This window comes from Actinoplanes sp. NPDC049548, assembly GCF_040676695.1.
GTDB lineage: Bacteria > Actinomycetota > Actinomycetes > Mycobacteriales > Micromonosporaceae > Actinoplanes.
Genome location: NZ_JBFAPM010000007.1, coordinates 160,007 through 180,788 on the forward strand (window position 1 = coordinate 160,007; position 20,782 = coordinate 180,788).

At 72.4% G+C, this 20,782-nt stretch carries 22 protein-coding genes and 1 pseudogene; 12 read left to right on the top strand and 11 right to left on the bottom strand.

Annotation, left to right across the window (positions count from 1 at the left end):
* Positions 1-96: 96 nt before the first annotated feature.
* From AB0J80_RS16335 to AB0J80_RS16355, 5 genes are read right to left on the bottom strand one after another with little or no spacing between them, the layout of a single operon-like run.
* Positions 97-270 carry a hypothetical protein gene (locus AB0J80_RS16335; RefSeq protein WP_364705331.1) on the bottom strand — a complete coding sequence of 58 codons (174 nt, stop codon included), beginning with the start codon at positions 268-270 and terminating at the stop codon, positions 97-99.
* A gap of 14 nt (positions 271-284) precedes the next feature.
* The gene (locus AB0J80_RS16340; protein WP_364705333.1) at positions 285-788 is read right to left on the bottom strand and encodes a hypothetical protein; all 504 of its coding nucleotides are present in this window, start codon (positions 786-788) and stop codon (positions 285-287) included.
* Between the two features lie 13 nt (positions 789-801).
* Positions 802-2,448: a RecQ family ATP-dependent DNA helicase gene (locus AB0J80_RS16345; RefSeq protein ID WP_364705334.1), complete on the bottom strand. Its 1,647-nt coding sequence runs from the start codon at positions 2,446-2,448 to the stop codon at positions 802-804.
* A 39-nt stretch (positions 2,449-2,487) separates the two neighbouring features.
* Positions 2,488-3,438 carry a TIGR03557 family F420-dependent LLM class oxidoreductase gene (locus AB0J80_RS16350; RefSeq protein WP_364705335.1) on the bottom strand — a complete coding sequence of 317 codons (951 nt, stop codon included), beginning with the start codon at positions 3,436-3,438 and terminating at the stop codon, positions 2,488-2,490.
* A gap of 18 nt (positions 3,439-3,456) precedes the next feature.
* Positions 3,457-3,585 carry a hypothetical protein gene (locus AB0J80_RS16355; protein WP_364705337.1) on the bottom strand — a complete coding sequence of 43 codons (129 nt, stop codon included), beginning with the start codon at positions 3,583-3,585 and terminating at the stop codon, positions 3,457-3,459.
* Between the two features lie 174 nt (positions 3,586-3,759).
* Between AB0J80_RS16355 and AB0J80_RS16360 the strand changes: the two genes are divergently transcribed.
* The 8 genes and pseudogenes from AB0J80_RS16360 (at position 3,760) to AB0J80_RS16395 (ending at position 9,562) form a co-directional block, all read left to right on the top strand.
* Positions 3,760-5,337: a glycoside hydrolase family 3 protein gene (locus tag AB0J80_RS16360; RefSeq protein WP_364705338.1), complete on the top strand. Its 1,578-nt coding sequence runs from the start codon at positions 3,760-3,762 to the stop codon at positions 5,335-5,337.
* Positions 5,338-5,369: 32 nt separating this feature from the next.
* Positions 5,370-5,693: a hypothetical protein gene (locus AB0J80_RS16365; RefSeq protein WP_364705340.1), complete on the top strand. Its 324-nt coding sequence runs from the start codon at positions 5,370-5,372 to the stop codon at positions 5,691-5,693.
* Between the two features lie 60 nt (positions 5,694-5,753).
* On the top strand, positions 5,754-6,575 hold the full coding sequence (locus AB0J80_RS16370) for a DUF1206 domain-containing protein (protein ID WP_364705342.1): 822 nt from the start codon (positions 5,754-5,756) through the stop codon (positions 6,573-6,575).
* A gap of 92 nt (positions 6,576-6,667) precedes the next feature.
* A complete protein-coding gene (locus AB0J80_RS16375; protein WP_364705344.1) occupies positions 6,668-7,876 on the top strand; it encodes a mechanosensitive ion channel domain-containing protein in 1,209 nt (402 codons plus the stop codon).
* 71 nt (positions 7,877-7,947) lie between these two features.
* On the top strand, positions 7,948-8,385 hold the full coding sequence (locus tag AB0J80_RS16380; protein WP_364705346.1) for a phage holin family protein: 438 nt from the start codon (positions 7,948-7,950) through the stop codon (positions 8,383-8,385).
* Positions 8,382-8,546 (top strand): annotated as a pseudogene (locus AB0J80_RS16385) (DUF3618 domain-containing protein); the annotation flags it as partial. The gene AB0J80_RS16380 and the pseudogene AB0J80_RS16385, both read left to right, overlap by 4 nt.
* A gap of 269 nt (positions 8,547-8,815) precedes the next feature.
* Positions 8,816-9,088 (top strand): DUF4235 domain-containing protein, encoded by a 273-nt coding sequence (locus AB0J80_RS16390; RefSeq protein ID WP_364705348.1) that lies wholly within the window; start codon positions 8,816-8,818, stop codon positions 9,086-9,088.
* Between the two features lie 270 nt (positions 9,089-9,358).
* A complete protein-coding gene (locus AB0J80_RS16395; protein ID WP_011905669.1) occupies positions 9,359-9,562 on the top strand; it encodes a cold-shock protein in 204 nt (67 codons plus the stop codon).
* A gap of 212 nt (positions 9,563-9,774) precedes the next feature.
* On the opposite strand, the gene AB0J80_RS16400 is transcribed toward AB0J80_RS16395, so the two are convergent.
* Positions 9,775-10,056, bottom strand: coding sequence for a hypothetical protein (locus tag AB0J80_RS16400; protein WP_364705350.1), 282 nt, complete (start codon positions 10,054-10,056; stop codon positions 9,775-9,777).
* Entirely contained in the window at positions 10,043-11,020 is a 978-nt protein-coding gene (locus AB0J80_RS16405; RefSeq protein WP_364705352.1) for an aldo/keto reductase, read from the bottom strand. Before AB0J80_RS16405 ends, AB0J80_RS16400 begins: the two co-directional genes overlap by 14 nt.
* A 54-nt stretch (positions 11,021-11,074) precedes the next feature.
* Here AB0J80_RS16405 and AB0J80_RS16410 point away from each other — a divergent pair, with 54 nt between their 5' ends.
* Together AB0J80_RS16410 and AB0J80_RS16415 are read left to right on the top strand one after the other, a co-directional pair.
* Positions 11,075-11,854: a trans-aconitate 2-methyltransferase gene (locus AB0J80_RS16410; protein ID WP_364705354.1), complete on the top strand. Its 780-nt coding sequence runs from the start codon at positions 11,075-11,077 to the stop codon at positions 11,852-11,854.
* A complete protein-coding gene (locus AB0J80_RS16415) occupies positions 11,851-12,873 on the top strand; it encodes an adenosine deaminase (protein ID WP_364705356.1) in 1,023 nt (340 codons plus the stop codon). The genes AB0J80_RS16410 and AB0J80_RS16415 overlap by 4 nt, the downstream gene beginning before the upstream one ends.
* Before the next feature lie 15 nt (positions 12,874-12,888).
* Here the strand turns inward: AB0J80_RS16415 and AB0J80_RS16420 are convergent, their stop codons facing one another.
* The 4 genes from AB0J80_RS16420 to AB0J80_RS16435 form a co-directional block, all read right to left on the bottom strand.
* Positions 12,889-13,050: a hypothetical protein gene (locus AB0J80_RS16420; RefSeq protein ID WP_364705358.1), complete on the bottom strand. Its 162-nt coding sequence runs from the start codon at positions 13,048-13,050 to the stop codon at positions 12,889-12,891.
* Between the two features lie 23 nt (positions 13,051-13,073).
* A complete protein-coding gene (locus AB0J80_RS16425) occupies positions 13,074-15,353 on the bottom strand; it encodes an RICIN domain-containing protein (RefSeq protein ID WP_364705359.1) in 2,280 nt (759 codons plus the stop codon).
* A 242-nt stretch (positions 15,354-15,595) separates the two neighbouring features.
* Complete coding sequence (locus tag AB0J80_RS16430) at positions 15,596-16,912, bottom strand: HAMP domain-containing sensor histidine kinase (protein WP_364705361.1); 1,317 nt, start codon at positions 16,910-16,912, stop codon at positions 15,596-15,598.
* A 104-nt stretch (positions 16,913-17,016) separates the two neighbouring features.
* The gene (locus AB0J80_RS16435; protein WP_364705363.1) at positions 17,017-17,706 is read right to left on the bottom strand and encodes a response regulator transcription factor; all 690 of its coding nucleotides are present in this window, start codon (positions 17,704-17,706) and stop codon (positions 17,017-17,019) included.
* 102 nt (positions 17,707-17,808) lie between these two features.
* Between AB0J80_RS16435 and AB0J80_RS16440 the strand changes: the two genes are divergently transcribed.
* Both AB0J80_RS16440 and thrS read left to right on the top strand, forming a co-directional pair.
* The gene (locus AB0J80_RS16440; protein ID WP_364705365.1) at positions 17,809-18,708 is read left to right on the top strand and encodes an ADP-ribosylglycohydrolase family protein; all 900 of its coding nucleotides are present in this window, start codon (positions 17,809-17,811) and stop codon (positions 18,706-18,708) included.
* A gap of 58 nt (positions 18,709-18,766) precedes the next feature.
* A complete protein-coding gene (thrS, locus tag AB0J80_RS16445) occupies positions 18,767-20,740 on the top strand; it encodes a threonine--tRNA ligase (RefSeq protein ID WP_364705367.1) in 1,974 nt (657 codons plus the stop codon).
* Positions 20,741-20,782 lie beyond the last annotated feature (42 nt).

Sequence of the window (20,782 nt, forward strand, 5' to 3'; positions counted from 1 at the left end):
AGGTGCAGGCCGCCGATCAGCGCGTCGTACCGTCCCGGGGCCTGCCGCGGGTCCGGATGCGCCGCGACGGTCAGCGGGTCGTCCACGGCTCAGCCTTCAGTCCAGCCGTGGGAGGTGGGTGGGGCGGTTGGATGGCAGCGTCAGGTACGGCGACGGCAGGCCGCGATGCGTCCCCGGGACGATCCCGGCCTGCCGGTAACCGGAGTACCAGGCCACGTACGGCCGGAGCACCGGCGCGGGCCGGGCCTGCACGTACTCGTCGACGACCAAGGCGGGCGAGGGTCTCAGGCCGCGAGCGCCTTGGCCAGCTCGTCGCGGAACGCCCGCTCGCTCTCGGTGATCTGGTCGCCGCCGATGCCGAGCACACCACCGGTCGAGGCGGCGCCGACCACGCTCTCGGCGATCTCCACCAGCCAGTGCTTGTAGGTCTCGGCGTCCGCGGGCGCGGCCTTGGCCGCCAGCAGCGCCGACGCCTCCGCCGCCCGGGCCACCACGTCCTGGGCGTAGCCGGCCGGGTCCGCGGGCTCGATGGCCGGCATCTCCTCGCCGCGGTCCGGGTCGCCGGTCGCGTCGAGCACGGCCCGGGCGACGGCGCTCACCAGCCGGCTCGCCGACGCGCGGGCGTCGGAGATCTGGTCGAGTCCCGCCGCGGTCTCCTGGCGGGTCTTGCGGGCGCTGTCCGGCGTCGCGGCGCTGGCGGCGGTCAGCACCGACTGCGGCAGGCCGACGAGCAGCCCCCACTCGGCGTCGGTGAACCCGAGCTCGGCGTACAACGGTTGGTCGGTCACGAATCTCCTCGCTTCACTTCTTCGTCTCGGCGACAAGGAGAGCATGCTCCTCGACGACGGGCACCGAGAGGGTCTTGTAGCCGACCTCTTCGAACAGCACCGTCACCCGATCCTCCTCGTAGCCCATCACCATGCCGGGACCCCACTCCGGGTGCCGCACGGTGCTGTGCACGGGGAACAGCTCGTCGCCGGTGGCTTCCTCCACCTCCTCGGCGACGCCTTCGACGCAGTTGTCGCAATGGCCGCAAGGCTTCTTCACGTCCTCGCCGAAGTAGGCCAGGAGCGTCTGGGTGCGGCACGCCCGCGTCTCGGCGAAGCCGCGCATCATGTCGGTGCGGGAGCGCTGGACGGTCTGCTGGCGCTCGTACGCGGCGACGGCCGCATCCGCCGCAGCGGCCGGCAGCGGCGCGAAGACCGGGACCGTCCACTTGTTGCCCTGACCCGCGGTGGCGGCGCCGACCTGCTCGAGCAGGCTCAGGAACTGGCCCAGTTTGCGCGGGCCGAGGCCGGTCTTCTCCTTGAGCGCGGTCTTGGTGCTCGGGCCGGAGCGCAGGGCCGCGGCCAGCTCGCGCAGCTCGGTGACGTCCGGGGCGCCGCCGGTGAAGAAGCGCTGGATCGCCTCGTCCTCGGCGCGCCACAGCAGCAGGGCGCGGCCCGGCTCGCCGTCGCGGCCCATCCGGCCGATCTCCTGGAAGTAGCTGTCCGGGGAGTCGGGGAGCGCGACGTGTGCCACCCAGCGGATGTTCGGCTTGTCGATGCCCATGCCGAACGCCGACGTCGCCACCATGATCTCGATCTTGTCGGCGGTGAAGTCCTCGTGCCGCTGCTCACGGGCGCCGGCCGCCATGCCGCCGTGGTAGAAGTCGGCGGCGTACCCGGCCTGCGTGAGCCGCTCGGCGAGCTCCTCGGCCGCGCGCCGGGTCGCCACGTAGACGATGCCCGGCCGCGGCGCCTCGTCGAGCAGGGCGGTCAGTCGCCGCCACCGGTAGTCCTCGTCGGGGCAGTACGCGACCTCGAGGAACAGGTTGCGCCGGTCCAGCCCGGAGACGTGGATCTCGGGGTTGCGCAGGTGCAGCCGTTCGATGATGTCGTCGCGCACCGGCGGGGAGGCCGTGGCCGTCAGCGCCAGCACCGGCGGGCGGCCGAGGCCCTTGATCAGGTGGCCCAGCGACAGGTAGTCGGGGCGGAAGTCGTGGCCCCAGGCGGAGATGCAGTGGGCCTCGTCGACGGCCACGAGCCCGGGCCGCAGGCCGCGCACCTCGGCCAGCCGCTCGGGGTCGCTGAGCTGCTCCGGGGTGATGAAGAGGAACTCCGCCCGGCCCTCGCGGATCTCCTGGATCGCCTCCCGCTGCTGGTTCGGCGTCTCGGCGGAGCTGACGCGCACCGCCCGGGTCTTCGGGTCGCCGGCGGCGTTGAGCGCGGCGATCTGGTCCTGCTGCAGGGCCAGCAGCGGTGAGATCACCACTGTCGGCCCCGGCAGCAGGACCGCCGGGATCTGGTAGATCGCCGACTTGCCGGCGCCGGTGGGGAGGACGACCAGGGCGTCCTTGCGGCGCAGCACGGCTCGCATGGGCTTGAACTGGCCGGGGCGCAGCGAGGGCCAGCCGAAGTGCTTGCGGGCGACCCTGCGCAGGCGCGGCCCGTAGACGGGGATCTTCATCGAGCGGCCATTGTGCCCTGGCTCGGCCACCGCGAAACCCTACTTGTACTTCGGCAGGACGTGCTCGGCGTACAGGTCGAAGAGGCCCTGGTAGTGCGGCCCGGTGTTGGCGACGTAGATCTCGTCGAAGCCGGCGTCGGCGTACTTGCCGATCATCTCGAGGTGGGCCTGCGGGTCGTTGCCGCAGACGAACGCCTCTTTCATCATGTCCTGGGTGACGAGCTGGGACGCCTGCTCGAAGTGCTTGGGCGAGGGCAGGACCTGGGACAGCTCGCCGGGCACGCCGGCGTTGGGCCACTTCTCGTACGCGATGCGCGCGCCCTCGTCCTCGCTGGTGGCGTACGCCGCCTTGAAGCCTGCCTGGCAGACGCGGTCGCCGCCGCCGGCGGAGCGGAACTGCCGGACCGCGTCGCCGTCCGGGCTGACGTGGATGTAGCCCTCGCCCATGCGCGCGGCGACCTCGATCGCCTTGGGCCCGAAGCCGGAGACGAGGATCTCGACGGGCTTCTCGGGCAGCGTGTAGATCCGCGCGTTCTCGACCGTGTAGTGCTTGCCCCGGTACGAGACGACGCCGCCCTTCCACAGCTCCCGCATGATCTCGACGGCCTCTTCGAGCATCTCGAGCCGGACGTCCGCCTCCGGCCACGCGTCGCCGAAGATGTGCTCGTTGAGCGCCTCGCCGGTGCCGACGCCGAGGCGGAACCGCCCGCCCGTGAGCACCGCGCTGGTGGCGGCGGCCTGCGCGATGACGGCCGGGTGGATGCGGACGGTCGGGCAGGTGACCGCCGTGGTGATGGGCAGCGAGCACGCCTGGCTGAGGGCACCGATGGTGGACCAGACGAACGCGCTCTGGCCCTGCGCGTCGGTCCACGGGTGGTAGTGGTCCGAGATCCACAGCGCCGAGAACCCGGCTCGTTCCGCGCCCCGGGCCTGCTCGATGAGCTCGGCGGGGGTGTACTCCTCGCTGGACAGGAAGTATCCGATTCGCATGCCGGGCGGATACCCCGGTTACTTGCCGCCGAACATGCGCTTGATGGCCCACAGCAGGATCAGCGCGGCCAGCGCCACGCCGAGCAGGCGTACGGCATGCACCTCGGACCAGTCGACGCCGGAAGCGGCCAGTTGTGTCTGCGGCACTCCGCGAGCTTAGCGGCCCGCGCTTAAACCACACTTAATAGAAAGGTTTGTTGACTGAAGCCGTCGCCGTGGGTGACCATAGGGCGTCGCCGCGCCCATGACGGTTGTCGGTTGATCACTGAGGGGACGCGCTCGCGGAGCGCGTATTGATCGCCACCGGAGGTACGCGCACCCATGCCGCATTCTGGCGAACTGGCCGAACTCGCCGCGACGGTTCTGCAGCCCGGATTCGTGGGCACCACCGTGCCCGACTGGATCCGCCGCAGTCTCGGGGAAGGGCTCGGCGGCGTCGCACTGTTCGCCCGCAACGTCGAGTCGCCCGCGCAGGTCGCCGCCCTCACCGCGCAGCTGCGCGCCGAGCGGCCCGACGTCATCGTGGCGATCGACGAGGAGGCCGGCGACGTCACCCGCTTCGAGTCGCGGCACGGCAGCTCCCGCCCCGGCAACCTGGGCCTGGGCGCCATCGACGACCCGGAGCTGACCGAGGACGTCGCCCGCGACCTCGGCCTGGAGCTCGCCCACGCCGGCATCACCCTGGACTACGCCCCGGACACCGACGTCAACTGCAACCCCGACAACCCGATCATCGGCGTACGCGCGTTCGGCGCCGAGGCACCGCTCGTGGCCCGCCACGGCGCGGCGTGGATCCGGGGCCTGCAGGAGGCCGGCGTCGCCGCCTGCGCCAAGCACTTCCCGGGCCACGGCGACACCGCCGTCGACTCGCACCACGACGTACCCGTCATCGACCACGACCTGGCCCGCCTCGCCGAGTGCGAGCTGGTGCCGTTCAAGGCGGCCATCGCGGCCGGCGTGCAGTCGATCATGACCGGGCACCTGCTCGTGCCGGCGTACGACCCGGAGCTGCCGGCCACCCTCAGCCGGCGCATCCTCACCGGGCTGCTGCGCGAGGAGCTCGGCTTCGACGGGCTGATCGTCACCGACGGCATCGAGATGCAGGGCGTACGCCGCAAGTACGGCCTCGAGGGCGCCACCGTCCGGGCCCTCGCCGCGGGCGCCGACGCGATCTGCGTGGGCGGCGACCACGCCGACGAGCGGACCGCCGTACGGCTGCGCGACGCCATCGTGGCGGCCGTCCGCGGCGGACAGCTCTCCGAGGAGCGCCTGCGCGACGCGGCCGCCCGGGTCCGCCGGCTGGCCACCTGGACGCTGGAGACCCAGACCGCGATCGGGGCCCGGGCGGCGGCGGACGCGGCCGGCGCGGTGCTCCACGAGATCGCCGTCATCGGCGGCTCGGTCGTCGGCCAGGCCGCCGCCCGCCGCGCTCTGCGGGTGACCACGACCGCCGAGGCGCCCGGCCTCCCGCTGACGGACGCGCCGCACGTGGTCGAGTTCGCACCCCCGCGCAACATCGCCATCGGGGCGGAGACGCCGTGGGGCGTGGGCGCGCCGCTGGCCGAGCTGCTGCCGGGCACGACGTCGGTGCGGCTCTCCGCCGACGACCTGGCGGGGGTGACCGACCCGGTCGCACCGATCCTCGACGGCACCGGAGCCCGCCCGCTGGTGCTCGTGGTCCGCGACGCTCACCGGCACCCGTGGGTCGGCGACGCGCTGGCCCGTACGCTCGCCGTCCGTCCCGACGCGATCGTGGTGGAGATGGGCGTCCCGGTCTCCGTGAGCGGTGGACTGCACGTGGCCACGTACGGCGCGACGCGGGCCTGTGGCCGGGCCGCTGCCGAGCTGATCGCCGGCTCGCTCGTCCCGGACCGTACGGAGCAGGCGCTGGCCGCCTGATCGGCTGGCCGGGGTTCCGTATCCTCGATCACGTGACGACCACCGGAGCCCGCCTCGCCGCCCTGCTCGCCTCCGCCGCGCTCGGCCTGACCCTGCTCGGCGGCTGCAGCAGCGACAACGTCGACTGCGGCATCGACCAGTGCACGGTGACCATCGACCGCAGCGTGAACGCGAGCGCCGAGGTGCTCGGCGTCGAGGCGAAGTTCGTCAGCGCCGACCAGAACACCGTGACGCTGGAGGTGGCGGGGGAGCAGATCCAGCTGACCAAGGGGCAGCAGTCCGTCGACGTCGGCGGCCTGCAGGTCTCGCTGGACAGCATCAACGCCGACAACGTCAAGTTCCAGGTGTCGCGCTAGCACAGGAACCGCCTGCTCGAGGCAGGTTTGGAAAATCCCGCCGCCGGTCACTTAGGCGCCATGACAGCCTCCTCACACGTCCGGGGCACGGCATCGCGCGCCGCGGACAGCAAGCCCCTCGAATACCTGGCCCGCGGTGGCTTCATCGCGTACGGCGTCATCCACCTGATCTTCGCCTGGATCGCCCTGCAGCTGGCCTTCGGCAACTCCTCGGCGGAGGGCGACCAGTCCGGTGCCTTCCAGAACCTGGCGAGCCAGCCGATGGGCAAGACCCTCGTGGTCATCACCGTCATCGGCATGGTCGGGCTCGCCCTCTGGCAGGCCCTCGAGGCCGCCATCGGCGAGAGCGGCGAGCAGGGCAAGGAGGCGGTCGCCAACCGGGTGATGTCCGGGATCCGGGCCATCATCTACCTGTCCTTCGCCTGGACCGGCATCAGGGTCCTCAAGGGCGCCAACGCGTCCACGGGAGACAAGCAGCAGCAGAGCGCCTCCGGCCTGATGGACAACGCCGGTGGGCGGTTCCTGGTGGGACTGATCGGCGTCATCGTCGTGGGCGTCGGGGTCGGACTGGTGATCTACGGCCTCAAGAAGAAGTTCGAGAAGCGCCTCAACACCCAGCAGATGAAGCCCGCGGTGCTGAAGACGACGCGCCGGCTCGGCGTCGCCGGCTACACCAGCAAGGGTGTCGCGTTCGGCATCGCCGGCGTGCTGGTCGTCGCTGCCGCGGTCACGTACGACCCGGAGAAGGCCCGCGGCCTCGACGCCGCCCTCAAGACCCTGGCGGGACAGCCCTACGGTCCGTGGCTGCTCGGCCTGATCGCCCTCGGCATCGCCGCCTTCGGCATCTACTGCTTCTCCCAGGCGCGCTACCGCAAGGTGTGAGGAAGGTCCGACCTTCCGCGGGCGGGGTTGTGCCGCCGGGCGGGCGGGGCATGCTGGATCGCTGGCAACGCACCCTGTGAGGAGAGGGAACCGTGACCAGCCTTCTGACCGCCCTGCTCGCCGTGGCGATCGCGGCGGGTGCAGCGATCGTGCTCGTCGAGATCGTGCACTCCGTCACCAAGCGCCTCGGTCGTCGCTCGCAGCTGCTGCGCGACCTGGCGACCACCGCGCACCGTCCCTTCCTGGCCACCGCGACCGTCTTCGCGGTGCAGGTGGCCGTCCGCGGCTTCGCCGGCGAGTTCCCGGCCCGCGGCGGCGTCCTGCACGCGCTGGTGATCCTGGTGATCGCCGCGGCCGCGTGGCTGGTGGGTGCCCTGATGCTGGTGCTCGAGGACGTCGCCCTCGCCACGTGGCGGGTGGACGTCCCGGACAACATGAAGGCCCGCCGCCTCAAGACCCAGGTGCAGATGCTGCGCCGGGTCACCGTCGCCGCCATCGTGGTGATCACCCTCGGCGTCGTGCTGATGACCTTCCCGGCCGTACGCGCCCTCGGCGCGAGCGTGCTCGCCTCCGCGGGGATCGTCTCGGTGATCGCGGCCCTCGCCGCGCAGAGCACGCTGGGCAACGTCTTCGCCGGCCTGCAGCTCGCGTTCAGCGACGCGGTGCGCATCGACGACGTGGTCGTGGTCGAGGGGGAGTGGGGCCGCATCGAGGATCTCACCCTCACGTACGTCGCGGTGCAGATCTGGGACGACCGGCGGCTGATCCTGCCCACCTCGTACTTCACCACCAAGCCCTTCCAGAACTGGACCCGCACCGGATCCGCCGTGCTGGGCACCGCGGAGATCGACGTGGACTGGTCCGCCCCGGTGGAGCCGATGCGTGCCGAGCTGCGCAGGGTCTGCGAGGGTACCGAACTGTGGGACGGCCGGGTCTGCGTGCTGCAGGTGACCGACGCCGTCGGCGGCATGATCCGGCTGCGGGCGCTCGTGAGCGCGCACGACGCGGGAGCCCTGTGGGACCTGCGATGCCTGGTGCGGGAGCGCCTCGTCGCCTGGGTCTTCGAGCACCGCCGCGACTCCCTGCCCCGCCTGCGTGCCGACGTGGCCGGCCTCGGCGCGCAGCCGGCCTCCCGGCCCGTGCCCGGCGGCCGTCAGGCCGAAGCGTCTGACGATGCCCGGGTCTTCAGCGGCACTGGGGACGGCGACGAGCGGGCTGCCGCCTTCGCCGGGCCCGGCTCCGCGGAGGCGCCGGACCAGGGGCTGAGGGTGCCGGCCGGTAGTTCCGGTGACCGCGCGTGAGGGCCATGGTCCCCGACAGGATTGATGTGACCCCGGGCAGGGCATACACCGGGGAGTGAAAGGAGGACTCCATGGCCGATGTCCTGAACGGTAGCCCGGCCCGTCCGGGGACCGACCAGTCCACCTCGGAATTGGTCCAGAAGGCGAGCGAGCAGATCACCCGCCTCGTCCGGGACGAGATCGCACTCGCCAAGGCGGAGCTCACCGAGAAAGGCAAGCACGCCGGCATCGGTGTGGGTCTGTTCGGCGGGGGCGGCGTGCTCGCCCTGTACGGCGTCGGCGCGCTCCTCGCCACGCTGATCATCGTGCTGGACCTGTTCCTGCCGCTGTGGCTCGCCGGCCTGATCGTCACCGTGGTGCTGTTCGCCGCGGCCGGCGTGCTGGCGCTGCTCGGCAAGAAGCAGGTCACCCAGGCGGTCCCGCCGGAGCCGAAGTCCGCGATCGAGAGCGCGAAGGCGGACGTCGACGAGGTCAAGCACGCGATCAAGAGCGGTAGGAGCCGGGCATGAGCGACAAGAACGGTGGGTCGGGGGCCAAGCCCGACGTGGACGCGCTTCGTGCGGACATCAAGCAGACCCGGGCGGAGCTGGGCGAGACCGTGCAGGCCCTCGCGGCCAAGGCGGACGTCAAGGCCCGGGCGAAGGAGCAGGTCGAGCTGACCAAGGCCAAGGCGAAGGCCCAGGTCTACGAGGCGACCGAGAAGGTGCGCGGTGCGGCGGCCAACGCCGCGGCGGTCGCGACCGACAAGGTCCGCGCGGCCACCTCCCAGGCCGGCGACAAGGTCTCCCCGGCGCTCGACAAGGTCCGTGAGACGGGCGCGCTCGACAAGGCGCAGGAGGCCCGCGAGCAGGTACGCCGCAACCCCGTCCCGTTCGCGGCCGTGCTCGCGGCCGGCGTGGCGCTGGTCGGCATCATCCTGATCGTGCGGGGGAGGCGTCGGTGAGCGGAAAGCTCCAGAAGGTGGCGTACAAGCCGGTGGGCCTGCTGCTGGGTATCGGCGCCGGCGCCATCGCGGGTTTCGTCTTCAAGGAGGTCTGGAAGCTGGCCTCCGGTGACGACGACGCCCCCAACGCCACCGACGAGGATCGCGGCTGGGGGGAGATCATCGCCGCGGCCGCGCTGCAGGGCGCCATCTTCGCCACGGTGAAGGCGCTCGTCGACCGGGGCGGGGCGGCAGGTGTCCGCAAGATTACGGGTACGTGGCCGGACTGATATCTGAGATAGCTGTATCGACCACCGTCAAGGCCCTCAGCGCTGCTGAGGGCCTTTTCCGCTGGTGCCGGAGTCCACGGGATTCGTCCAAGGGGAAGCTTTCCGGGTGGTTCTTCGGGTACAGTGTGGCCAGTTTTTGTGTAAGTGGTTCAGGTGGTATGCCTTCTGCAGGAGGCAGTTCCTTCTGAAAGGCCGTACGCGGCGCCGCTGCTCGAAAACGACCATCGGCCCCGCATCACCGGGCCGGCATTTTCAGAAGGAGAGTTCAGCATGGCGCAAGGAACCGTGAAGTGGTTCAACGCAGACAAGGGCTTCGGCTTCATCACCGTCGACGGCGGGGGTGCTGACGTGTTCGTCCACTTCTCGGCCATCCAGACGAGCGGCTACCGCACTCTGGAAGAGAACCAGCGGGTCGAGTTCGAGATCGCCCAGGGCCAGAAGGGCCCGCAGGCGGAGCAGGTTCGCCCCCTCTGAGACCAACCAGCCGGCCCTGAGGCCGGCAGCCGACCGCCTGGCGGAGGTCGGCTCCAGCGAAGAGGCCCCGTGTGCTGCTCCGGCAGGATGCGGGGCTTTCTGCTTTCCGACCGGCGACGTGCGCCCCGGGCGGCCCTTGTGGGCAGTCCCGGGATGCGCGTCCGCGCAATGTTCGAGCCTGAGCCGCCGTTGGCGGACTCCGGGACGGCGGCTCAGTCTGCGGATTCGTTCTGACGGGCGGCGAGCGCGCGCTTGAAGCGGGCCCGGACGCGGACGCCGATGACGATCGAGCAGAGCCCGGCCGCCGCCAGCACGGGTCCGGCCACCGCGAAGGCCGTCACGCCGCTCATGATGCTGTCGTGCACGAGGTCCAGCCCCTGGACCGTCCACAGCACGCCGATCACCAGGGCGAGCATGCCGCCCGTCAGCCAGGGCCAGCCCTTCAGGGGCACGCCGTCCTCGGGGCCCGCCGCCCCCTGCTCACCAGCGGTCATGGACCTGCGGCCGGATCAGCTCGTCGTAGACCGCCTGCACCGCCTCGTGCGCCTCCGGCGGCAGCGGTGCCAGGCCGGCCGCCGCGGCGTTGCCCTCGGCCTGGCCGGCGTTGCGGGCACCCGGGATCACCACGGTCACCGCGGGGTGGTCCAGGATCCAGCGGAGCGCGAACTGGGCCATCGTGGCGCCCTCCGGAACGTACGGCCGCAGGCGGCGCACCGCCTCCAGCCCGGTCCGGTAGTCGACGCCCGAGAAGGTCTCGCCGACGTCGAAGGCCTCGCCGTGGCGGTTGTAGTTGCGGTGGTCGTCGGCGCTGAACGTGGTGTTCTCGTCGTAGCGTCCGGAGAGCAGCCCGGAGGCGAGCGGGACGCGGGCGATGATGCCGACCCCCGCCTCGGCCGCCGCGGGCAGGACGCGCTCGAGCGGCTTGAGCCGCAGCGCGTTCAGGATGATCTGCACGCTGGCCGTGCCCGGCCGGGCGATGGCGGCGAGCGCCTCGTCGGCCTTCTCGACGCTGACGCCGTACGCCGCGATGCGCTTCTCCTGCACCAGGGTGTCGAGCGCGTCGTAGACCGCGTCGGTGCTGAAGACGGGGGTCGGCGGGCAGTGCAGCTGGACGAGGTCGAGGGTCTCGACGCCGAGGTTGGCACGGGAGCGGTCGGTCCACGCCCGGAAGTTGTCGAGCGTGTAGTTCTCGGGCTCCTGCGGCACCCGGCGGCCCATCTTGGTGGCGACGGTCAGCCCGGGGTGGCTCTTGCGGAAGCTGCCGATGACCTGCTCGCTGCGGCCGTCGCCATAAACGTCGGCGGTGTCGATGAAGGTGACGCCGGAGCCGACCGCGGCGCCGAGCGTGGCGTGCGCGTCCTCCTCGCTGACCTCACCCCAGTCGGCGCCGAGCTGCCAGGCACCGAGTCCGATCACACCGACGTCCCGCCCGAGGCGGCCGAACCTGCGCTTTTCCACCCGAGAAGACTAACGTACGCTCATATAAAACGTACGTACGGTTTGGAGGGCGCCATGTGGGATCCCGCCGTCTACCACCGCTTCGGCTCCGAGCGGTCACGTCCCTTCTTCGACCTGGTCGCGCGGGTCGGCGCCGAGCAGCCGCGCACGGTCGTCGACCTCGGGTGCGGGCCCGGAGAGCTCACCGCCACGCTCGCCGAGCGGTGGCCCGGCGCCCGCGTCGTCGGGCTCGACTCCTCGCCCGAGATGATCGACAAGGCCGCGGCCCTGGGCGCGCGCGCCGAGTTCCGGCTCGGCGACCTCGCCGAGTGGCGCCCCGACTCCGGCACGGACGTCGTGGTCACCAACGCCGCCCTGCAGTGGGTCCCCGGGCACGACGAGCTGCTGAGCGCCTGGGCGCGCTCCCTGCCGGCCGGCGCGTGGTTCGCGATGCAGGTGCCGGGCAACTTCGACGCGCCGTCGCACCGGGCGCTGCGCGAGGTGGCGCGCAGCGAGCCGTACGCCGCCACGGTCGGCGACGTGGTGCGCGAGGCCCCGGTCGACGACGCCGTGGGCTACGCCGCCCGCCTGCTGGCCGAGGGCGCGACGGTGGACGCGTGGGAGACGACGTACGTGCACCTGCTGCCCGCCACCGGCGCCGAGCACCCCGTGCTGCGCTGGATGGAAGGCACCGCCCTGCGGCCGGTGAAAGCGGCGCTGGACGACACGCAGTGGTCCGCCTTCCGGGCCACGCTCGGTGCGAAGCTCGCGGCGGTCTACCCTGCCCGAAGCGGACACGTGGCGTTCCCGTTCCGCCGGATCTTCGTCGTGGCCCACGTCCAGGAGGAAAAGTGACCGAGCTGGCCTCGTTCATCGCCGGCCTGCCGAAGGCCGAGCTGCACGTGCATCACGTCGGCTCCGCCTCGCCCCGGATCGTCGCCGAGCTCGCCGCCCGGCACGAGGGCAGCTCCCCGGTCCCCGCCGACCCGGCCGCCCTCGCCGACTACTTCGCCTTCCGCGACTTCGCGCACTTCATCGAGATCTACCTGAGCGTCGTCGACCTGATCCGCGACGACGAGGACGTCCGGACGCTGACCTACGAGGTCGCCCGGGAGCTCGCCCGCCAGCAGGTCCGGTACGCCGAGCTGACCGTCACGCCGTACTCGCACGTGCGCCGCGGCATCCCGGCACCCGCGTTCTGCGCGGCGATCGAGGACGCCCGCACCGCCGCCGCCCGCGACTTCGGCGTCCAGCTGCGCTGGTGCTTCGACATCCCGGGCGAGGCCGGGCTGCCCGCCGCGGAGGAGACGCTGCGCATCGCGCTGGAGGAGCGGCCGGACGGGCTGATCAGCTTCGGGCTCGGCGGGCCGGAGATCGGGGTGCCGCGGCCGCAGTTCAAGCCGTACTTCGACAAAGCGCGGGCGGCCGGGCTGCACAGCGTCCCGCACGCCGGGGAGACCACCGGGCCGGAGACGATCTGGGACGCCCTGCGCGACTTGGGGGCCGAGCGGATCGGGCACGGCATCTCGGCGGCGCGGGACCCGCAGCTGATGGCGTACCTGGCCGAGGAGGAGATCCCGCTCGAGGTGTGCCCCACGTCGAACGTGCGGACCCGGGCCGTGGCCTCGATCGAGGAGCACCCGCTCGCCACGCTGGTGGCGGCCGGCGTTCCCGTCTCAGTCAACTCGGACGACCCGCCCATGTTCGGCACCACGCTCGAGGAGGAGTACGCGGTCGCCGCGCACCTGCTCGGCCTGGACGAGGCCGGCGTCGCGGACCTGGCCCGGTCGGCGGTGACCGCCTCGTTCCTGCCGGCGGCGGGCAAGGACCGCCTGCTCGCGGAGATCGACGACTACGCCGCCGGCCGGCGTTAGACGAGCGGTCCGTGCTCAGAAGCGGTCCGCGTAGAGCGGGTCCTGCCAGAGCGCGAGCACGGCGAGGATGCCGATCGTCAGGATCGCCACCACGCGCACGATCCGGCGGCGGTTGAAGAACGGCTTCCGGTCGTCCTCGTCGACCTGAAGCTGCGGGCGTACGTCGGTGTCCAGCATCGTCTCTCTCCCTCGCCCGGGGCTCAGCCGGGCACCGCCGTCCAACTCTGGTGCCGCGCCTGCTCGGGATTCTGCAGCACGAGCAGGCGGGCCGGGCCGAAGCGCTGGCTGCCCACGCCGGCGGCCAGGTTGCCCACGTTGGTGCGCAGGCTGAAACCGTGGCCGGTGGCGAACAGCTGCCACCGTCCGCTGCCGTTCTGGTCGCAGTCGCCCTGCACCAGCGGCGCCCCGGCCACCGGGTTGCCGCCCAGCGGGACCACGCACTTGCCGGTGGCCCGCGACTGCAGGTTGAAGGTGTTGTCGCCCCCGGCCGGGACGAGCTTCCACTGCTGCTGGGAGCCGCCGTCCGCGCCGCCCAGCGTGATCGGTGTGCCGTTCGCCGTGCGGGCCGCGTAGAGGTCGGCGGCGCCGCCGGTGAGCGAGTTGGTCAGGACGAACCAGGCGTTCGCCGCCGGCCGGGCCGCGGGCGCCGACTGGGCGACGCCCTTCGCCGCGTAACCGGTCTTGGCGCTGCGGATCGTGACCTGGTACTTGGTGTCCGGGCGCAGGCCGATCAGCCGGGCCCGGGTCGCCTTCGTGGTCGCGATGGTGGCGCCGTCGACGTCCACCTCGTACTCGGCGTCCGGGGTGGCCGCGCTCCAGGTCAGCCGCACGGACGTGCTCGACGGGTCGCGGACCTCGAGCACCGCCTGCACGGCCGGGGCCGCGACCGGTTCCGAGCCCGGCTCTCCGCCGCTGTGCACGATCGGGTCGGCCGCCACCGGCGCACCGACCGGCGAGGACGGCTCCGCCGACGCACCCGGGTCGCCGGGGCCGGCCGGCGCGTCGCCGCCACCGTTGGCAGCGTCGCCGCCGATGCCGTCGGAGATGTCACCGCCGGTGGAGCCCGTCGTGGGGTCCGGCGCGGCGGGCGCCTGAGAGGCCGCGGGGGGTTGCGAGGCGGGGGCCGACGGGGCCTTGGCGGAGGGCTCCGTGCGCGGCTTCGCCTCGGGCTCGGCGGGACGTGCGTTGGGCACGTCCGGCACGTCGTCGCCGCCGTCGCTGCGCAGCAGGAACTCGCTCTGGGCGACGTTCCAGTTCTCCGCGAGGTAGCTGCCCGGCTTCGGGTTGGTGCTGAAGTAGTCGTCGTGCCCGCAGTCGAGGCGGTTCTCCTGCTTCCTCGGGCACACCTGGCGTACCGCGGAGCCGGAGCGGTCGGGACGGCACAGCAGGTCGCTGTCGTCGGTGCAGCTGCCGGCGCCGGTCGAGTTGGGCGAGTCCTGCAGCAGGGCGCCCAGCGTCTGGGTGACCTCCATGGCCGCCACCGCGGAGCTCCAGCAGCCGGCGTCGACCCGGCCGTACGACGGCCCGCCGTTGTTGCGGTTGCCGAGCCCCGGGCGGTTGTCGGCGACGTACGTGCCGATGCCGCAGTACACGTTGGCGTCCGCGAAGATCAGATACTTGCGGTCGTTGCGGTTGTAGCCGAGCGTCTGCAGCGCGGCGATGTTGCGGGTGAAGGAAGCGAGCGCGCCCTCGGGCATCTGCACCTCGGCGACGTCCACCCGGCACTGCGGGGTGGTCACGAACCGTACGTGCCGGGAGCCGCCGGTCTCCGCCGCGCTGGCGTCGAAGATCTGGTCCACGCCCGCCGCCCAGGTCCGGATCGAGCCCAGGTAGCCGGTGTAGCGGCTCGGCGTGCCGAACTCGTGCAGGTAGAGCACCTGGACGCGGTTGCCGCTGCGCCCGTCGCCCTGGCACGCCACGTCGTGCGTGCCCATGACGAAGTCGGCCTGGCCGGGCGCGGCGTCGGGGATGAGTGCCGGGGCGCCCGGGGTCAGCGAGCTGCCGCCCTCGTCGCGGACGATCTCGGCGTCCGGGGGCACGGTGGCGGCCTCGCGCCGCGGCTCGGCGGGCTCGGGCAGCTTGCCGGTCACCGGGGCGACGTCGCGGCTCACCCGCAGGCCGGCCGGCGCCGGGTCCGGGCCGTGCGTGCAGGTCTCGTCATCGAGCTCGTACGTTCCCGCGCACAGCGACTCCTTGCCCGCCGGGACCAGGCCGTCGTAGATCAGGCCCTGGCCCGGGTCGTCGTCGGGCAGCGACGCGTACGTGATGCGCTCCCGGTCCCGGCCGCCGCCGTCCGGGCTCCAGCCGCCTCCGACGACGCTGGGGCCGACCACGCCGCCGATGCCGAGCACGGCGACGCCGAGCAGCACCGGGAGCAACCGGTGCGGGCGGGGGTTCGCGCGTCGCCGGCCGCGGTCGGGGGCCGAGCGCCGCCGCTGCGGTGCCTCCCCACGAAGCGCAGGCCGTCGGTGCGCGGACAAACCATCTCCTCCTGCTGCGGGGGCGCGGTGGGAGGGGGTTATGGGGTGACCACCTCCCACCGCGCGAGGGCTTCGCCGGTCCGGGGTGTGGGGACGTGCTGCGGGCTTCGGACCGGGAAGCCGGATGGGATCGGGGTAGAGAGTGCCAGCCCGGCTGCGCCAGGGGAACGCCCTTAATGCAGATCTAAGCAATCCTTCTACCGTCCGGGGTAATTGCCCGTCTCGCCGGCGCCGCGGGGCGCTCACGTCTCGTCCGTGCGCTGATGCGGCCACTTGCGCTTCGCGGGGTCGCGCTCGCGGGCCAGGCGGCCGACGAGACCGAACCGGCTCGCCTGCTTGGGCGGGGCCTCCGCGTCGGCGAGCAGCATGACCACGCTGGCGCCGCCCATGGCGGCCCGGGCCAGGCTGACCGAGCCGCCCGCGGCCTGCGCGGCCCGGCGGGCGATGTCGAGGCCGAGGCCGGTCGAGCCCTGCTCGCTCTGCCCGCGCTGCAGCGCCTTCTCCGGGTCGTCGATTCCGGGCCCGGCGTCGTCCACCCGTAGCGCCACCCAGCCGTCGCGGCGGGAGATGCCCACCTCGAACGCGGTGCCCTGCGGCGTGTAGCGGAAGACGTTGCCGAGCACGGCGTCGAGGGCCGCGGCGAGCTCCGTACGGGCCACCGGCACCGGGATGCGCAGCTGGGCGCCGACCACGCGGTACTGCCTGTTCTGGTCGCCGGCCAGCGCGGACCAGAAGACCATCCGGTCGCGCACGACCTCGGCCGCGTCGCACAGCCCCTCCTCGGGAGCGTCGGCGACCTGCGCGGCGACCGCCGCCCGGGTGGTGTTGATGAGCTGGTCGACCTCGCCCTCGAGGGTGACGATGGCCTGCCGGATGCGCCGGATGCCGCGCCGGCGGTCCAGCTCGGCGGCGGAGAACTCGCCGATGTGGGTGTCGTCCGGGTCGAGCGCCTCGGCGTCGAGGCGCAGCACGGTCAGCGGCGTCCGCAGCCGGTGCGACAGGTCGGCGACCAGCTCCCGCTCGCTGGTGCGGGACGTGACGAGGCGGTCCGCCATGCGGTTGAAGGCGTACCCGGCCTCGGCGAGCTCGCGGGGGCCGGAGGGCTGGATGCGCACGCCGAGGTCCCCGCCGCCGACCGCCATCGCGGCGTGCACAAGGTTGCGCACCGAGGCGACCGCACCCCGGGCGAGCCGGTCCACCACGATCACCGAGCCGATGACCAGGCCGGCCATGATGCCCAGCAGGATCCACCAGTCGCGGGCCGTGCCCTCGCGCAGCTCGGCGTCGGGCACGAAGACCTCGACCACGGAGGTCTTGTCGCCCGCTGCCACCGGCTGCAGCCGGACGACGCCGCCGTCGACGTCGACCTCGACGGGCTCGGTGCCGCGGCCGGCCGCGACGAGTTCCTCGACCGGCACCCGGCTGTCCTTGGTCGTGCCGGGGGCGTGCACGACGACGTCACCCCCGGCCGCCTTGACCGCGGCGTCGACGCCCTTCTTGTTGGCGTTGGCGGCGACCGCCCCGGCGACCGTGGCGCTGCGCTGCTCCGCCGCGGCCATGGCGTTGTCGCGATGGTCGGTGCGCAGCTCCCAGCCCAGCGGGATGAGGAACGCGAGGGCGGCGATGGTGGTGGTGGCGGCGCTGACGTAGGCCAGCCGGGCCCTCAGTCCGGGGCCACCAACCGGAATCCGACCCCCCGCACGGTGCGCAGGTAGCGAGGCTTCGCTGCGGACTCGCCCAGTTTCCGACGGAGCCAGTACAGATGCACGTCGATCGTCTGGTCCTCGCCGACTGACGGCTGTCGCCATACCTCCTCCAACAGCTCACGACGGGAGACGACCCGGCCGGGGCGTGCCGCCAGGTATGCCAGCAGATCGAATTCCTTGCGGGTCAGGGCCAGGGGCTGGTCCCCGAGACTGGCGCTGCGCTCGCCGACGTCGACGCGCAGCTCACCCACCTCGTGCACGGCGGGCTGGGCGGTCCGGCTGGCCCGGCCCACGCGGCGCAGCACCGTGGTGATCCGCGCGTCGAGGTGGGCGCCGGTGAACGGCTTGACCATGTAGTCGTCGGCGCCGGCGCGCAGCAGCCGCACGACGGTCTGCTCGTCGTCGCGGGCCGTCGCGATGATGATCGGCACGTCGGTGATGCCGCGCAGCATCCGCAACGCGTCCGAGCCGTCGAGGTCGGGCAGCCCCAGGTCGAGCACCACGAGGTCGGGCGTCTCCGCGGCGACCCGGCGCAGGGCGTCGAGGGCCGTACCGACGGCGTGCACGGCGTGCCCCCGATCGGCCAGCGACCGGAGCATCGCACCGCGCACGACGTGGTCGTCCTCGACGAGCAACACCGTGGCCATGCGAAGAAGGTACTGCCCTTGTCTAGATAGACCGAATCCGTCATTCAGCGGCGTCCCTCGGGCACGGAGAGTGACGGAAACGGCGGTAGGATTCGAGCACCGATGTCATTCACACTCTTTCCCGACACCCGGGCGGCGCTGGCCGCCGACAGCCTCACCGGCCTCTCCGTGGGCGACGCTCTCGGCGCCCAGTACTTCGTTCCCGGCATCCGCCCCGGCACGCTGCCGGCGCCGCCGTGGCCCTGGACCGACGACACCGAGGAAGCCTGCTGCCTGGTCGCCGCGCTGACCGCCAGTGATGAGACCGACCTCGACCGGGACAGCTTCGCGGAGCTGCTCGGCCGGCACTTCGACCCTTACCGTGGCTATGGCCCCGGCGCCGTGGTGATGCTGCGGCAGATCCGCGAGGGCACCCCGTGGCCGATCGCGGCGGCGGCGGCCTTCGACGGGCAGGGCTCGGCGGGCAACGGCGCCGCCATGCGGGCCGCCCCGCTCGGTGCCTGGCACGCCGACTCGCTCGCCCACGCCGCGGCCCAGGGCGCCCGGGCCGCCGAGGTCACCCACGCCCACCCCGAGGGCATCGCGGGCGGGGTCGCCGTGACCGTCGCCGCGGCGGTGGCCGCCGCCGCCCGGCTGGAGGGCCGGCCGGTCGACCTGCTCGGCGCGGTGCTCGCCCACACCCCGCAGAGCGGGGTACGCGACGGCCTGCTCGCCGCCACCCGCATCCGCGACGCCGGCGAGGCGGCGTACGAGCTGGGCACCGGCACCCGCGCGATGGCTCAGGACTCGGTGCCGTTCGCGCTGTGGGTGGCCGCGCAGCACCTCGACGACTATCCGCGGGCGATCGCGACCTGCGTCAATGCGGGAGGCGACATGGACACGACCGCGGCAATGGCCGGGGGAGTGGTGGCCGCCTATACCGGCGTGGACGGCATTCCGGCGGAATGGATCAGTGCCAGGGAACCGCTGCCGGAATGGGTGACCGCGTCGCGCGAAAGCTGATCCGCGGGACCCACTAGCATCGTCTGCGAATCCGCTCGTCGACCGAAGGAGAACCACCGTGTCCGCAGCTCTGGTCGTGCCGGCGGGGACGACAGCGGCCGACGCGGTGGCCGCCGCCGGCCTCCCGCAGTCCGGTCCGAAGGCGATCGTCGTGGTCCGCGACACGGACGGGCGCCTGCGTGACCTCGACTGGGCACCCGCCCAGGAGGCCGAGGTGACCCCGGTCGCGATCGACGAACCGGACGGGCTGAACGTGCTGCGCCACTCCGCCGCGCACGTGCTCGCCCAGGCCGTGCAGGACGTCTTCCCCGAGGCCAAGCTCGGCATCGGCCCGCCGATCCGGGACGGCTTCTACTACGACTTCGACGTCGAGAAGCCGTTCCAGCCCGAGGACCTGACGAAGCTCGAGAAGCGGATGCAGGAGATCGTCAAGGCGGGCCAGTCCTTCCGCCGGCGCGAGTACTCCTCCCTCGAGGAGGCCAAGGCGGAGCTGGCGCACGAGCCGTACAAGCTGGAGCTCGTCGACATCAAGGGCGACGTGGACGAGGAGGCCGCGGCCGTCGGTGCCGGCGAGCTGACCCACTACGACAACCTCGACCGCGAGGGCACGCGCGTCTGGGGCGACCTCTGCCGCGGCCCGCACCTGCCGACGACCCGGTTCATCCCGGCCTTCAAGCTGATGCGCTCGGCCGCCGCGTACTGGCGGGGCAGCGAGAAGAACCCCCAGCTGCAGCGCATCTACGGGACCGCGTGGCCGAGCCGCGACGAGCTCAAGGCGTACCTGAACCGCCTCGCCGAGGCCGAGCGCCGCGACCACCGCAAGCTCGGCACCGAGCTGGACCTCTTCTCCTTCCCCGACGAGATCGGCAGCGGCCTGGTGGTCTTCCACCCCAAGGGCGGCGTGATCAAGCGCGAGATGGAGGACTACGTCCGGGCCCGCCACATCGAGGAGGGCTTCCAGTACGTCGGCACGCCGCACATCACCAAGGAAGGTCTCTTCCACACCTCGGGTCACCTGCCGTACTACGCGGACACCATGTTCCCCCCGATGCACATGGAGGGGGCGGACTACTACCTCAAGGCGATGAACTGCCCGATGCACAACCTGATCTTCAGGTCGCGCGGGCGGTCCTACCGTGAGCTGCCCATGCGGCTGTTCGAGTTCGGCTCGGTCTACCGCTACGAGAAGTCCGGTGTGGTGCACGGTCTCACCCGCGTCCGCGGCCTGACCCAGGACGACTCGCACTCGTACGTCACCGCCGAGGACGCGCCCGCCGAGATCAAGCACCTGCTGAACTTCGTGCTGTCCCTGCTGCGCGACTTCGGCCTGGACGACTACTACCTGGAACTGTCCACGCGCGACCCGAAGAGCGACAAGTTCATCGGTACGGACGAGCAGTGGGAGAAGGCCACCAAGGTCCTGGAGGACGTGGCGGTCGAGTCGGGCCTGGAGCTGGTCCTCGACCCGGGCGGCGCGGCCTTCTACGGCCCGAAGATCAGCGTCCAGGCCAAGGACGCGATCGGCCGGACCTGGCAGATGTCCACGATCCAGTACGACTTCAACCAGCCGGCCCGCTTCGGCCTCGAGTACCAGGCCGCCGACGGCTCCCGGCAGGAGCCGGTGATGATCCACTCGGCGAAGTTCGGCTCGATCGAGCGCTTCTTCGGCGTGCTGGTCGAGCACTACGCCGGCGCCTTCCCGGCCTGGCTCGCGCCGGTGCAGGTGGTGGGCATCCCGATCCGCGACGACCACGCGGCCTATCTGGAGGAGTTCGCCGCCCGGCTGCGCAAGGAGGGCATCCGCGCCGAGGTCGACCACTCGACCGACCGCATGCAGAAGAAGATCCGTACGGCCCAGCAGCAGAAGATCCCGTTCATGGCGATCGCGGGCGACGACGACGTCAACGGCGGCACGGTCTCGTTCCGGTACCGCGACGGCTCGCAGCGCAACGGCGTGGGACTGGACGAGGCGGTGGCGCACGTCGTCGAGGTGGTGCGCTCCCGGGTGAACACCGGGCCCTCCGCGGCCTGACGCCCGGCATTAGGGTGGGCGAGTGGGCGACGTGGGGGAACC

Excerpts from the sequence above, each read along its gene's own strand:
- AB0J80_RS16400 (WP_364705350.1), bottom strand. The coding sequence starts at position 10,056 with ATGACCGCTGGTGAGCAGGGGGCGGCGGGCCCCGAGGACGGCGTGCCC.
- AB0J80_RS16435 (WP_364705363.1), bottom strand. The coding sequence starts at position 17,706 with ATGGCCACGGTGTTGCTCGTCGAGGACGACCACGTCGTGCGCGGTGCG.
- AB0J80_RS16380 (WP_364705346.1), top strand. The coding sequence starts at position 7,948 with ATGGCCGATGTCCTGAACGGTAGCCCGGCCCGTCCGGGGACCGACCAG.
- AB0J80_RS16395 (WP_011905669.1), top strand. The coding sequence starts at position 9,359 with ATGGCGCAAGGAACCGTGAAGTGGTTCAACGCAGACAAGGGCTTCGGC.
- AB0J80_RS16420 (WP_364705358.1), bottom strand. The coding sequence starts at position 13,050 with ATGCTGGACACCGACGTACGCCCGCAGCTTCAGGTCGACGAGGACGAC.
- AB0J80_RS16440 (WP_364705365.1), top strand. The coding sequence starts at position 17,809 with ATGTCATTCACACTCTTTCCCGACACCCGGGCGGCGCTGGCCGCCGAC.
- AB0J80_RS16350 (WP_364705335.1), bottom strand. The coding sequence starts at position 3,438 with ATGCGAATCGGATACTTCCTGTCCAGCGAGGAGTACACCCCCGCCGAG.
- AB0J80_RS16360 (WP_364705338.1), top strand. The coding sequence starts at position 3,760 with ATGCCGCATTCTGGCGAACTGGCCGAACTCGCCGCGACGGTTCTGCAG.
- AB0J80_RS16430 (WP_364705361.1), bottom strand. The coding sequence starts at position 16,912 with ATGGCCGCGGCGGAGCAGCGCAGCGCCACGGTCGCCGGGGCGGTCGCC.
- AB0J80_RS16410 (WP_364705354.1), top strand. The coding sequence starts at position 11,075 with ATGTGGGATCCCGCCGTCTACCACCGCTTCGGCTCCGAGCGGTCACGT.
- AB0J80_RS16370 (WP_364705342.1), top strand. The coding sequence starts at position 5,754 with ATGACAGCCTCCTCACACGTCCGGGGCACGGCATCGCGCGCCGCGGAC.
- AB0J80_RS16345 (WP_364705334.1), bottom strand. The coding sequence starts at position 2,448 with ATGAAGATCCCCGTCTACGGGCCGCGCCTGCGCAGGGTCGCCCGCAAG.